This is a genomic window from Micromonospora sp. NPDC052213, from assembly GCF_040679695.1.
In the GTDB taxonomy this organism is placed as follows: Bacteria; Actinomycetota; Actinomycetes; order Mycobacteriales; family Micromonosporaceae; genus Micromonospora.
The window spans coordinates 1-12041 of the sequence record NZ_JBFAVI010000200.1 but is presented as its reverse complement, the minus strand read 5'-3'; the positions used below and the strand labels follow the sequence as shown (position 1 = coordinate 12041).

Below are 12041 nucleotides of genomic sequence, written 5' to 3'. Positions count from 1 at the left end.
TGGGCGCGTAGGGGGCGTTCGTCGTCCCCCGGGGGCCCGGTTGACGGGCCCCCGGGGGGGCTCACTCGCCGTCGAACCGATCAGCGATGTCGGCCTCGGGCACGTCCTCAGGGTCGGCGACCCAGGCCGAGAAGACCGGCACCCCGTCCCACGGGCCGGCCGCGCCGCCGCCGACCCGACCGTCGGTGGCGACCGCCACCACGGCGTACGGATGGCCGAAGCGCAGCTCGGCGATCCGGACGACCCCCTGCGGCGGCAGGCAGTCGAGCGTGGCGAAGCCGGTGACCGCGGCCGCCTCGAAGCCGTACCGGCCGTAGCGGGCCATCGCGGCCTGCGCCACCTCGAACCCCAGCCCCGCGGCGTCCAGCAGCTCGCCGAACACCCGCGCGACGGCGGGAAAGCCCAGCTCGGGTGCCGTCAGCACGTGCCGGCTCTCCGCCGACCAGCAGGGCAGCACCGCCGTCGCCCGCTCCTCCCGGCCGCCCGGCGCGAACGTCTCGCCCGGCTCCTCCCGCAACGTCCACAGCGGAGCGTCGCCCAGCGGAAGGTCGTACAGGGAACGCCGGGACGCCGGCAGGTGGTCCTCCGGCGTGGCGGCGGCGACCGCCGCGACCTCGTGGGCGGCGGCGAGGACGTCCCCGGCGGGCACGTCGGAGGCGGCGGCGACCGAGACCACCAGCAGCCCGGCCACACGGTCGGCGGTCCGCGCCGGCCGGGCGGCGGCGGCGTGCACGGCGACGGTGCCGGCCCGCGCGGTGTCCGCGATCCAGCACCGGTGGCCGTACTCCGGGGTGCGCAGCGCCCGGCCCAACCGGCCGGCCCAGGCGCTGCCCGGGCCGAGGGCGTCGGCGGGCACCACCTCGAACGGGTCCATCCAGGAGACCCGGGTGGCCAGGGCGCTGGCCAGGATCAGCAGCACCTCCGGCGTGACCGTCAACGGGAACGCGTCGATGAGGTCGAGCGTGTTCTCGCGGGCCCACGCGTCGAGCCCGGCCTGCTCCGGCAGCGGCCCGGTGGCGGTCGGCCCGGGCAGGGTCGCCCGCCACCCGTCGAGCCCGGCGGTCCCGGACCCCGGCCGGTGCCAGAACGCGGTCGCCGACGGCACCAGCGGGTGCGGCGCCTCCAACAGGGCGCGGGCCGCCTCGGCGGCCGTCTTCGCGTCCGTGCCGAGCGCCTCCTCCAGCGCCGTGCGGGTCGCGTCGGTGGTCGCCGGCGCCGCGAGCGCCAGCAGCAGCCACGCGCCGAGCGGGGAGGCGACGTGGTGCCCGTCGCCGATCACGGCGTGCAGGCGGTCGGCGTAGCGGGCCAGGGGAGTGCGGATGTCGGTCGTCACCGCTCCACTGTGCCCGCTCGCGACGCCGCCGTCACCACCCCGCCGACCCCGGCGGTGGTCCGCGCCCGGTGGCCCCGCCCGCGTCACGGCGCGGCGGGAAAGCATGTCAGGACCACAGCTCGAACGGCTCCTCGATCTTCTCGCCGCCGAGGAACGGGGTCAGCAGCTCCGGCAGCCGGCCCGGGTAGAACCGCTCCCGGCTCGCCACCACCTCCGGCACGGGCCACCAGCGGAAGCCGAAGTAGTCCTCCACCTCGTAGTCGAGCCGGTGTGCCTCGTCCACGTCCGGCCCGGGTCCGGCGAGCCGCACCGGGACGACCACCTCGTCCTGGAGGTGCCGCCGCTGCCGGTGGACGAAGCTGGCCCGCCGCCGCCACGTCGGCGGGCCGATCTGCGCGGTGGTGGCGACGATCCCGGTCTCCTCGCGCAGCTCCCGCACCGCCGTGTCCAGGTACGTCTCACCGGGGTCCGCGCCGCCGCCGGGCAACTCCCACCACGTGCCGAGGCGGGGGTGGTCCGGGTCGCGGGTGTGGAACAGCAGCACCCGGTCGTCGGCGTCGAGCACCACCACCCGCACCGCGCTGCGCTCCACGACCGGCAGATCCCGCGGCAGTTCGATCATTCGCCCATCATGCCCCGCGACGACGCGCGCTGGCGGAGGGCGGGCTGGTCCCACTTCGCCACCGCCCTCCGCGCGGCGCGCGTCACCCGCCGCCTCAGGGGCGGACCGGGTCGAACTGGAGGTAGTCGAGGTTCCAGTTCTGGTAGGCGTCGGCCGGCAGGCTCACCCGCACGGTGTGGTGGCCGGCCGCGAGTTCCTGGACGACGCCACTGGGCTGGAGCACCTGCTTGTTGTGGCTCGTGGTGTTCAGGACCGCCACCCGCTCGCTCTCCGGGCCGCCGTCGAACGACAGCGTGTACGTGCCGGCCGGGGAGTACGGCGAGGACACCCGTGCCGAAACGGCGTACCTGCCGCTACGCGGCACCTCGATGGCGTAGGTCAGCCACTCGCCGCCGCGCAGCCACGAGAGCCGCACGTTGCCGTCGGCGTCACTGATGTCCACGTCCTCGCCGGGGCGCATCGGCAGGCCGCCACGGTTACCGGCGTCGAGGTCGTGGTAGCCCACGCCCTCGCCCGGAAGGAAGTCCTCGGCCTGGACCCGGACGCTACCCTTCGGCACCGGGTCGCCGTCGCCGGTCTGCAGCCACCGCTCGAGCTTCTCGACGTCGTCGGTCTGGATGACGGTGGCGCCGAAGCTGGTGACCAGCCCCTCCCAGCCTCGACGAGGATCGATGAGCGAGGCCTCGTCGGTGAAGTGGTCCGCCAGACCGTTCCACATCGAGTTGACCCAGACCCTGCTGCTCGCCGCCAGCCGGTCGAGGAACGGCTGGCGTGCCACGACGTCGTACTGGCTGTCGAAGTTGACCTCGTAGCCGACCGGCTGGTCGCCGCCGAACGCCGCGACGTCGGCGAGATTGGCGTCGCCGATCATGTGCATGTAGAGCGCGCCTTCGTGGCCGGCCAGGAACCGCTGGACCTCAGCCACCGGCGCAGCGCTCTTGAAGAGCCCGTTGCGGACCGTCCCGGTCTCGACGAGCACCTTCCAGATCTCCTCGCGGAACGGCCAGCCCTTGTCGAGATTGACGAGACCACGTGTCTTCGCGACCGCCATGGCCTCGGCGAGAGTCGGGACCTGCTCGTCGGTGACCGCCGCCTGGGCGCCGCCGAGGCCCTGCTTCAGGCGGAGCGCCTTGACCTGGGCGAGAGTGAGGTCGGCGACGGCGCCGGTTCCGTTCGTCGTGCGGTCGACGGTGGTGTCGTGCATGAGCACGGGGACGCCGTCCCTGGTCAGCCGCACGTCGATCTCGACGATCTCAGCGCCGTCCTGGTAGGCAGCCGCAATCGCGGGCAGGGAGTTCTCCGGGGCGTCACGCCACTGGCCGCGGTGCGCGGCGGTGAGGATCTTGGCCATCGGACCGTGGTCGAGGATGTCATGGTAGGCGCGCTCGGCCGGCGTGCCGCCACCCCGGCCCGGCCCGCCGTAGCGGAGCGCCGGGGGAGGAGTGCCGACGCCGCTGGCGGCGACGGCGAGGGCGGCGGGTGCCTGCCGGCCGGTCGTGAGCGCTGCTCCGGCGACAGCGCCGGCAGCGACAAGGGAGAACGCGGTTGCGACGCGTACGGCGTGGTTGAGGGGCGATCGGTTCATGATCGCCGAACCTAGGGCCGGACCAGCCGCGCTACGCGTACCGGACGTTGACTCCGCCTGACGATCCGATGAAGGTCGGTCGCTCCGACCAGCCGGCCACGAGCCCCCCTCCGAGTCGACCTGGACCTCGCGACGCCAGCGCCTGCATGGCAGACGCCCGCCCCGCCCACCGCCGGCCGGCTCAGGGCGCCGCCCCGGCCCCCGGTGCCGAGACCTGGAGGTGCCGGTCCAGGCCCTCCACCAACGCGTCGGCGGCGGCGGGTACGACCTCGTCGGCCCACGTCCGCAGCACCCGCAGGAAACCGGCGAGGTCCGCCCGGACGCCGTCGACGAGTCGCATCAGTTCGTCGACCCGGAGGTCCACATGCGCTCCGCGCTCCTCGTCCGCCCAGACCCGGATCGTGCCGTCCGCGCGGTGCTCCACCCAGGGGTCGGGGTCGTGGCCCTGGTCCGGCGACGCCCCCGACGGAATTCCGTACCAGGCGCGCCAGTCATTGAGGTCGCTGCAGCAGCCCGGGTCGATCCGCGCCCCCGTGTCCGGGTCGATGAGGCGCAGGCCGCCGGGCACCACGACGGAACCCGGCTCGGGCCCGGCCGCCGCCACCGGCAGCACGGCGGTCAGCGGATCGTCGTCCTGGGGCCACACCGTGCGGTCGTCGACGTGGTTGTACGCCGCGATCCGCGCCACGGCGGTGCCCACCTCCGCGGCGCTCAGCACACCGGAGAGCGCCAGCCACGGGCCGACCTCGGCCACCGGCCAGAGCGTGAAGCCGTCGAGGGGATCCACCTCCAGCACCGGCTGGAGGATCGGCACGGGCCGCTCGGCGGCCGGTCGCCCCGGCACGGTATCGGCGCCACGCCTCGCCCGGACGCGGAACACCCTCACGGGATCGCCGCGCCGACGACGGCGGCCACGTCCGGCGGCAGCGGGTACGGGCGCTCCGGCGGCAGCAGGGCCTCGGCGGCCGGGTCGTCGCCGGCGTCGAGCGCCGCGCGTACCGCGTGGGCCGTCGGGGTCACGTCGGTGAGGGCGACCAACCACTCGTCGACGTACCGGCGCACCGCCTCGCCGGCCAGCCCGACCTGGAGCGACCGGTGCGGCAGCGGTGCCAGCCGCAGCGACCGCTCGGGGTCCCACTGGACCCGCACCGGGCTGGCGCGCAGCCGCCGCGACCAGGTCTCCCGGTCGGGGTAGCGGTCGCGGTCGAAGCTGCTCAGGCACGAGTGGGTCAGGGCCCACTCGAAGCCCGACCGGGTGATCTCAACGGCCAGCACCCGTTCCTGACCGGGCTTCGTGGCCCAGCCGCAGCGGTACATCATCCAGCGGAACGACGGCTTGATCCACGTCATCCGCTCGCGCTTGAACGGCGGCACGAAGCGGCCGGCGGCCAGCGCCGCGCGGGCGATCTCCGGCGGGTACGCCTGGTACACGGTCACGGTGTCGGCGGTGAAGTCGGCGCGGATCTGGTGGGCGGGGACCGTCATGCCGCCGATCCTGATCGACCACCGGCCCCGGGTCCACCGGATTGTCCCGGTCCGGCCGGGCCGCGCGGCGGAGGATAGGCTGCCGCTCGTGGCAGGTCTTCTGAGGAGTGTCGCGGCGCGCATCGGCGGTGTCATCCCGTCGCCCCGGCGGCCCGGCCCCGCCCCGGCGCAGGTCGCCCGGCGCCGCCAGGTCGCCGCGCTGCAGCGCCGCGTGCTGGCGTACGCGCCGGAGCTCGACGGGCACGCCGACCCGGGCGAGATCGTCTGGACCTGGGTGCCGTACGAGGACGACCCGCGCCAGGGCAAGGACCGCCCCGTGCTGGTGGTGGGCCGGCACAGCCGGACCCTGTTCGGGCTGATGCTCTCCAGCCAGAGCGAGCGCGACGGCCAGCGGCACTGGCTCGCGCTCGGCCCGGGCGAGTGGGACCGGGACAACCGGCCGAGCTGGGTACGCCTGGACCGCGTGCTGACCATGCGGGAGGACAGCATCCGCCGGGAGGGCGCGGTGCTGGACCGGGCCCGCTTCGACCGGGTCGGGCAGGCCCTACGCGCCGGCTACGGCTGGCGCTGACCGCTCGGCTTCAGCCGGTGCCGACGACCGCTGGGCGCTGACGGTCAGGCCGGCTCCCGGCTGGGCCCGACCCCGGCGCCCTTCGCGTCCGGCGGCGGGTACGGCTGCTCGGCCAGCAGCCGGGCGAGGTGTGCGCTGTTGAGCGCCAGGGCCTTCGTGGTGCGGTCCGTGGTGTCCGGCTTCGGCCGGGCGTCGATGTAGTCGACCTTGTGCAGTGCCTCGCCCACCCAGTAGGTGGCGCCGGCCGCCGGGCAGGTGAACCCGACCTCGTTGAGGGCCTGCTGCACCTGGCCGATGGTGTGGTGCGCGCCGTCCTCGTTGCCGACGACGGCGACGCCGGCCACCCTGCCGTAGGTGAGCAGCCGACCCTCGGCGTCGGTCTCGGACAGCTCGGCGTCGAGGCGCTCGAGGACCATCTTGCACACGGCCGACGGCTGGCCGAGCCAGATCGGTGTGGCGACGACGAGGATCTGCGCGGCCAGCAGCTTGGCCCGGATGGCTGGCCACCCGTCCCCGTCGCCCTCGTCGGTGGAGACCCCGAACCGCACGTCGTGGTCGACGACCCGGACCAGTTCGCCCTCGACGCCCTGCTCGGCGAGTTCCTCGAGCACCTCGCGCCCGAGCACCTCCGCGCTGGACGGGGCGGGTGACCGCTTCAGCGTGCAGTTCAGGACCAGGGCCCGGATGGTGGCCACGAGCGTTTCCTCTCCGCCGGCGCTGCGCTGACCCTGTCGGCATACCCGGCAGGCGGCGCGAGACACGTCGAAACCACGTTCTGCCGGCGCCGTAAACGGGTGGATCGGGCGGTGCGGCGAATGGCAGGGTGTCGGGATGACCGACGACGCGCCGGAGGCGCTGCGCGCCTGGGTCTGCGAGGACTTCGGGGTGGACCTCACCGGGGCCGAGGCGGTGGGGCACGGTGCGGACCGGCGCGCGCGGCTGTGGCGAGCCCGGGCCGCCGACGGTACGCGGTACGCCGTCAAGCTGAGCGGCGGCGGCAGTCCGGCCGGCCTGGTGGTGTCGGCGTACCTGGGGGCGCGGGGCGTGCCGGGCATCGCCGTTCCGCTGCGCACCGGGGACGGGCGGCTGTGGAGCGACCGGGGCGGGCGCCGGCTGTCCCTGGTGCCGTGGGTCTCCGACGCGCGGGCGCTCGGCGGCGCGATGACGGCTGAGCACTGGCGCGCGTACGGCGAGTTGCTGGCGGCGGTGCACGACGTGGCGGTGACCGACGACCTGGCCGCGCTGCTGCCTCCGGGCGGCGCCGCGCACGCGGCGATCGTGGCGGCGGCGCGCGGGGTCGACGCCCGGCTGCGCGGTCCCCGGCCGGGCGAGCAGGGCGATCCGCTGGTGGACGAGCTGGCCCGCATCTGGTCGGGGGCACGGGGGACGGTGGCGGCGCTGGCCCGGGGGGTGGAGCGGCTCGGCGACGAGCTGCGCGACCGGCCCGGGCCGGCGGTGGTCTGCCACGGCGACCCGCACCTGGGCAACCTGCTGCTCGGGCCCGGGGGCCGGGTCTGGCTGATCGACTGGGACGACGCCGTGCTCGCCCCGCGCGAGTGCGACCTGATGTTCCTCATCGGCGGCGTGCTGGCCTTCGCTCCGGTCACCGCCGCGCAGCAGGCCGCCGCCTTCGCCGGCTACGGCCGGGTCGACGTCGACGCCACCCGGCTGGCCTGGTTCCTGAGCGTGCGCGCCCTCGACGACATCGGCGACTGGTCCTGCCAGGTGCTCGACGCCGCCTCCGCCGAGGCCGACCGGCGGCAGGCGCTCGACATCGTGCGAGGGCTGGTGTCACCCCACGGTCTGGTCACCCTGGCCGACGCGGCGCTGGCCGACCTGGCCCGGCAGCGCTGACCGACGCCCGACGGGCCGGTCGCCGCGGTTGGCCGGGCGGCTCCGCCGGGTCAGCACTCCGCCAGGTGGGCGGTGTCGACGAGTTGCCGGGGCTGGCCCGCCGACCCGAGGCTCTTGGCCCGGTACATGGCGGCGTCGGCCCGGTCGAGCGCCTCGGTGAGCTGCGCCGGCCCGGTGACCGGCGCCAGCCCGACGGACGCGGTCACCCGGACGCTGAGCCCGCCGAGGGGGATCGGCGCGGCGAGGCTCTCGCAGAGCCGGCGGGTGGCGTGCTCGATCCATCGCTGGTCCACCGTCGGGCTGGTGAGCAGCCCGGCGAACTCGTCGCCGCCGAGTCGGGCGACCAGGTTGTCCCCGGCGAACGCGGCGAGCCGCTGGGCCACGCTGATCAGCACCTGGTCGCCGGCCGCGTGCCCGTATCGGTCGTTGATCTGCTTGAAGTCGTCGAGATCGAGCACCACGGCGATCAGCGGCTGCCCGGCCGCGTCGGTGAGCAGCGTGGCGGCGATTCGGTAGAACCCGCGGCGGTTGGGCAGGCCGGTGAGGGGGTCGTGGCTGGCGGCGTGCCGCTCGGCGGCCAGTTCGGCCTGGAGGTGCCTGATCTCGGCCTCGGCGCGCAGCGCGCGGCTGCGTAGCTGCCAGGTGGTGACGAGGGCCCCTGCGGCGCAGATGCCGGACGCGACGGTGAGCGGATCCGGCACGAGACCTCCCATCGCCACGATGCCCCGTGGCCCCGGCGCGCGGCGTGCCGCGCCCCGTCCCGGAGCCCTGTCGTCGCTGGTGGCAGCCCAGCGGTTGGTGACGCAAAGTGAGCGGGTCGGCACCGCACACGTGCGTTATCATGCTCGCTGGCCGGTGCAGATGCAAGAGCAGATGCACGTGCAGCCAACCCCTCTCGTCGATGCCGTGCGAATCTCCGCAGCCCCGCCCGCCCGGCAGCGGCGGCCCGCGGACAGAAAGACGCCCCATGCAGCAGCCACCGAACGGCGTTCCCACCAACCAGTTGCCCCCGCTCAACTGGCAGAAGAGCCGCCGGAGCAACCCGAGCGGCAACTGCGTCGAGCTGGCCCAACTGCCCGGCGGCGCCGGCATCGCCCTGCGCAACTCGCGACACCCGGAGGGGCCCGCGCTGATCTACACGATGGACGAGATCGCCGCCTTCGTGCTCGGGGCCCGCGACGGCGACTTCGACCATCTCATCGGCTGAGCGCTGGTCCCGCCTGCGGTACCGGCGGCCCTCTCCCTGGGAGTTCTCCTCACTCACGGTCCATGGCATGCTTACACGTCGGCCGGGGCTGGGGCTCCCGGCCGGACACGATCCGGCATGCGGAGGTCGGCAGTGACGATGGTTCCCGCCGAGGGCGGCCCGGCCACCGGGCCCACCGTGCTGCGCATGCTGCTCGGCGCCCAGTTGCGTCGTCTCCGCGAGTCCAGCGGGGTGACGCGGGAAGGCGCCGGCTGGGAGATCCGGGCCTCCGAGTCGAAGATCAGCCGGATGGAGCTGGGCCGGGTCGGCTTCAAGGAACGCGACGTCGCCGACCTGCTCACCCTCTACGGCGTCGCCGCGCCCGAGGAACGCGAGGCGCTGCTCAAGCTCGCCCGGGACGCCAACAGCCCGGGCTGGTGGCACCGCTACGGCGACGTGCTGCCGAGCTGGTTCCAGTCGTACCTCGGCCTGGAGGCCGCCGCGGCACTCATCCGCTCCTACGAGGTCCAGTTCGTCCCCGGCCTGCTCCAGACCCGGGAGTACGCCCGGGCGGTGGTGCTGCTCGGCCACGGGGCGGCCGCGCCGGCCGAGATCGAGCGCCGGGTCGCCCTGCGCATGCAGCGCCAGCGGTTGCTGAGCCGCGAGAACCCGCCGCTGCTCTGGGCGGTGGTGGACGAGGCCGCGCTGCGCCGGCCCATCGGCGGCCGGGAGGTGATGCGCGGCCAGGTGGCGGCACTCATCGAGGCGACCAAGTCGCCGCACATCCGGCTCCAAGTCATCCCGTTCGCGGCCGGCGGGCACGCCGCGGCGGGCGGCGCCTTCACGATCCTGCGCTTCGGCGACCAGGACCTGCCGGACATCGTCTACATCGAACAGCTCACCAGCGCGCTCTACCTCGACAAGCGCGACGACCTCGACTACTACGCGGTGGCGATGGAGCGACTCTGCGTCGAGGCCGAGCCGCCGGAGCGTACGCCGGAGATCCTCGGCCGGATCCTGGACGACCTCTACCCGGCGTGACCGGTCGAGGGCCCTGCCCGGGGCGGCGGTGCGGCTACCATGATCGCCGATCGGCGACAGTGGACGGACGCCACCGGGTGACGGTTGGCGCAGAGTCGTGGAGGCTGCCTTGACCACCGACGCCCCGGGCGCGACGACAGGCCCCACCCACCCGAGCGACCGCATCGACACGTCGGTGGCCCACCCCGCGCGCCGGTACAACTACTGGCTGGGCGGCAAGGACAACTTCCAGGCCGACCGGGACTCCGGCGACGCGATGGCGGCGGCCTTCCCGACCATCCGCACCGCCGCCCTGGAGAACCGTCGCTTCCTCCAGCGGGCCGTACGCCACCTGGCCCGGGAGGCGGGAATCCGGCAGTTCCTCGACATCGGCACCGGCATCCCGACCGCCGACAACACCCACGAGGTCGCCCAGGCGGCCACCCCCGAGTCGCGGGTGGTCTACGTCGACAACGATCCGATCGTGCTCGCGCACGCCCGGGCGCTGCTCAGCAGTTCGCCGGAGGGTGCCACCGCCTACATCGACGCCGACCTGCGCGACCCGGAGAAGATCCTCCAGCACCCCGACCTGCTACGCACCATCGACCTGTCCCGGCCGGTGGCGCTGATGCTGGTGGCGATCCTGCACTTCGTGCCCGACGGCGACGACCCGTACGCCGTGGTCGCCCGGCTGCTCGAGGCGCTGCCGCCCGGCAGCTACCTGGCGGCTTCCCACGCCACCTACGACCACCTGTCCCCGGAGGTCGCGCGGGAGGCGCGGGCCGCCGGCCGGGGCGGCAGCCCGCACGGCGTGATCAGTCTGCGGAGCCTGGCGGAGTTCACCCGGTTCTTCGACGGGCTCGAGGTGGTGGAGCCCGGGGTCACCTCGGTCGCCGAGTGGCGCGCCGAGGACGCCCCGCTGCCCCGGCCCACCGCGGCGGAGGTCAGCATGTACGGCGCGGTCGCCCGCAAGCCCTGACCGCCGCTGCCTCGACGCCCCGCCCGGCCTGACCGGGCGGGGCGTTCTCGTCTCCGCCCGTCGCGGCGGGTCGACGCCGCCGATCGCTGGGCGCATTGACGCCGCCGCCCGTCGGCACTAGTCTCTGTATCGATCCAGACTGAATCGATACAGAGGAGCGCGCGGTGAAGCCGACCCTGCAGGCCGTCGCGGACGCCGTCGGCGTGTCCCGCAGCACCGTCTCCAACGCCTACAGTCGCCCCGACCAGCTCTCCGCCGCGCTGCGTCAGCGGATCCTCGACACCGCCCGGCAGCTCGGCTACCCCGGTCCCAACCCCACGGCCCGGTCCCTGCGGCGCGGCTGGGTCGGCGCCGTCGGGGTGCTCTTCGAGTCCCAGCTGTCGTACGCCTTCACCGACCCCTTCGCGGTCCGCTTCCTGGCCGGCGTCGCCGAGGCGGCCGAGCGGCACGGCACCAGCCTGCTGCTCGTGCCCCTGCCCGCCGACGAGACGGCCGCGCGGCGGGCCGTGGAGAACGCCGCCGTCGACGGCTTCTGCGTCTACTGCGTCGGCGACGAGGGCTGGATCGTCGACGTGCTCCGCGACCGGGGCCTGCCCGTCGTCACCACCGCGCCCCGCGACGACGCGGGCCCCGACGACCGCTACGTCGGCATCGACGAGCGCGCCGCCGCCCGCGCCGTCGCCGCGCACGTGGCCGGGCTCGGGCACCGCCGCGTCGCCCTCCTCGGCGACGCCGTCCGGCCCGGCGCGGCCCCGGGCGTGGTGCGGCTCGCCGACGTGGCCGACGTCGCGCACCCCACCACCCGGGCGCGGCTCGCCGGGTTCGCCGACGCCTTCGCCGAGGTCGGCGTCGCCTGGTCCGACCTGACCCTGCTCGCCGCCACCGGCAACAGCCGGTCGGCGGGCGCCGCGGCCGTCGCCGCCGCGCTCGCCGCGCCGCAGCCGCCCACGGCGGTGCTGGCCGGCTCGGACGTGCTCGCCCTCGGCGTCCTCGACGCGCTCGCCGAGGCCGGCTCGCCACCGGTCTCGGTCACCGGCTTCGACGACATCGCCGAGGCCGCCGCGGCGGGCCTCACCACCGTGCGGCAACCCGCCGAGGAGAAGGGGCGCATCGCCGCCCGGCTGCTGCTCGACCCGCCCGCCGACCCGGCGGCCGGCCACGTCCTGCTGCCCACCGCACTCGTCGTCCGGACCTCCACCGGACCCGTCCCGAGGAGCTGACCATGGAACAGCCCACCGGCTTCGTCGTCGCCATCGACGCGGTGACCCGACACGTCAACTCCGCCCGGCCGGACGCACCGGTCCGCGCGGAGCGCACCCGCACCGCGCGGCTCGTCCCCACCCGGCTGGCCGCCGCCGGCGCCCTGCGCCGGCTCGCCGACCGGATCCAGCCGCCCTCGCTGCCCG

14 protein-coding genes are annotated in these 12041 nt (G+C 75.1%); 7 read left to right on the top strand and 7 right to left on the bottom strand.

What is annotated here, in order from left to right; all coding sequences use genetic code 11:
- Window positions 1-61: 61 nt before the first annotated feature.
- The 5 genes from AB0L34_RS29955 to AB0L34_RS29935 all read right to left on the bottom strand — a co-directional run bounded on the left by AB0L34_RS29955 (window position 62) and on the right by AB0L34_RS29935 (window position 5025).
- Window positions 62-1333 (bottom strand): hypothetical protein, encoded by a 1272-nt coding sequence (locus tag AB0L34_RS29955; protein WP_363708572.1) that lies wholly within the window; start codon window positions 1331-1333, stop codon window positions 62-64.
- Window positions 1334-1439: 106 nt separating this feature from the next.
- On the bottom strand, window positions 1440-1955 hold the full coding sequence (locus tag AB0L34_RS29950; RefSeq protein WP_363708570.1) for an NUDIX domain-containing protein: 516 nt from the start codon (window positions 1953-1955) through the stop codon (window positions 1440-1442).
- A 94-nt stretch (window positions 1956-2049) separates the two neighbouring features.
- The gene (locus AB0L34_RS29945) at window positions 2050-3540 is read right to left on the bottom strand and encodes a glycerophosphodiester phosphodiesterase family protein (RefSeq protein ID WP_363708568.1); all 1491 of its coding nucleotides are present in this window, start codon (window positions 3538-3540) and stop codon (window positions 2050-2052) included.
- A gap of 181 nt (window positions 3541-3721) precedes the next feature.
- Window positions 3722-4384 (bottom strand): hypothetical protein, encoded by a 663-nt coding sequence (locus AB0L34_RS29940; RefSeq protein WP_363708566.1) that lies wholly within the window; start codon window positions 4382-4384, stop codon window positions 3722-3724.
- Window positions 4385-4422: 38 nt separating this feature from the next.
- Complete coding sequence (locus AB0L34_RS29935; RefSeq protein ID WP_363708564.1) at window positions 4423-5025, bottom strand: DUF4291 domain-containing protein; 603 nt, start codon at window positions 5023-5025, stop codon at window positions 4423-4425.
- An 88-nt stretch (window positions 5026-5113) separates the two neighbouring features.
- Here AB0L34_RS29935 and AB0L34_RS29930 point away from each other — a divergent pair, with 88 nt between their 5' ends.
- Window positions 5114-5596 carry a type II toxin-antitoxin system PemK/MazF family toxin gene (locus AB0L34_RS29930; RefSeq protein WP_350684091.1) on the top strand — a complete coding sequence of 161 codons (483 nt, stop codon included), beginning with the start codon at window positions 5114-5116 and terminating at the stop codon, window positions 5594-5596.
- Window positions 5597-5640: 44 nt separating this feature from the next.
- Here the strand turns inward: AB0L34_RS29930 and AB0L34_RS29925 are convergent, their stop codons facing one another.
- Window positions 5641-6291: an NAD(P)H-dependent oxidoreductase gene (locus tag AB0L34_RS29925; protein ID WP_357462148.1), complete on the bottom strand. Its 651-nt coding sequence runs from the start codon at window positions 6289-6291 to the stop codon at window positions 5641-5643.
- Between the two features lie 136 nt (window positions 6292-6427).
- Between AB0L34_RS29925 and AB0L34_RS29920 the strand changes: the two genes are divergently transcribed.
- Entirely contained in the window at window positions 6428-7450 is a 1023-nt protein-coding gene (locus AB0L34_RS29920) for a phosphotransferase (protein WP_363708562.1), read from the top strand.
- Window positions 7451-7500: 50 nt separating this feature from the next.
- On the opposite strand, the gene AB0L34_RS29915 is transcribed toward AB0L34_RS29920, so the two are convergent.
- Window positions 7501-8151, bottom strand: a complete 651-nt coding sequence (locus tag AB0L34_RS29915) for a GGDEF domain-containing protein (protein ID WP_363708560.1) — start codon at window positions 8149-8151, stop codon at window positions 7501-7503.
- A 266-nt stretch (window positions 8152-8417) separates the two neighbouring features.
- On the opposite strand from AB0L34_RS29915, the gene AB0L34_RS29910 reads away from it, so the two are divergent.
- The 5 genes from AB0L34_RS29910 to AB0L34_RS29890 all read left to right on the top strand — a co-directional run.
- Window positions 8418-8657, top strand: a complete 240-nt coding sequence (locus tag AB0L34_RS29910; RefSeq protein WP_363708558.1) for a DUF397 domain-containing protein — start codon at window positions 8418-8420, stop codon at window positions 8655-8657.
- Window positions 8658-8789: 132 nt separating this feature from the next.
- Complete coding sequence (locus tag AB0L34_RS29905) at window positions 8790-9677, top strand: helix-turn-helix transcriptional regulator (protein ID WP_363708556.1); 888 nt, start codon at window positions 8790-8792, stop codon at window positions 9675-9677.
- 109 nt (window positions 9678-9786) lie between these two features.
- Entirely contained in the window at window positions 9787-10635 is an 849-nt protein-coding gene (locus AB0L34_RS29900; RefSeq protein WP_363708554.1) for an SAM-dependent methyltransferase, read from the top strand.
- A 164-nt stretch (window positions 10636-10799) separates the two neighbouring features.
- A complete protein-coding gene (locus AB0L34_RS29895; RefSeq protein ID WP_363708552.1) occupies window positions 10800-11855 on the top strand; it encodes a LacI family DNA-binding transcriptional regulator in 1056 nt (351 codons plus the stop codon).
- Window positions 11856-11857: 2 nt separating this feature from the next.
- A partial coding sequence (locus AB0L34_RS29890) for a hypothetical protein (protein ID WP_363708550.1) occupies window positions 11858-12041 on the top strand: 184 nt, incomplete at its 3' end.

What these genes read in the sequence shown, in the direction of transcription:
- AB0L34_RS29950 (WP_363708570.1), bottom strand. Translation starts at nt 1,955, where the DNA reads ATGATCGAACTGCCGCGGGATCTGCCGGTCGTGGAGCGCAGCGCGGTG.
- AB0L34_RS29935 (WP_363708564.1), bottom strand. Translation starts at nt 5,025, where the DNA reads ATGACGGTCCCCGCCCACCAGATCCGCGCCGACTTCACCGCCGACACC.
- AB0L34_RS29945 (WP_363708568.1), bottom strand. Translation starts at nt 3,540, where the DNA reads ATGAACCGATCGCCCCTCAACCACGCCGTACGCGTCGCAACCGCGTTC.
- AB0L34_RS29910 (WP_363708558.1), top strand. Translation starts at nt 8,418, where the DNA reads ATGCAGCAGCCACCGAACGGCGTTCCCACCAACCAGTTGCCCCCGCTC.
- AB0L34_RS29920 (WP_363708562.1), top strand. Translation starts at nt 6,428, where the DNA reads ATGACCGACGACGCGCCGGAGGCGCTGCGCGCCTGGGTCTGCGAGGAC.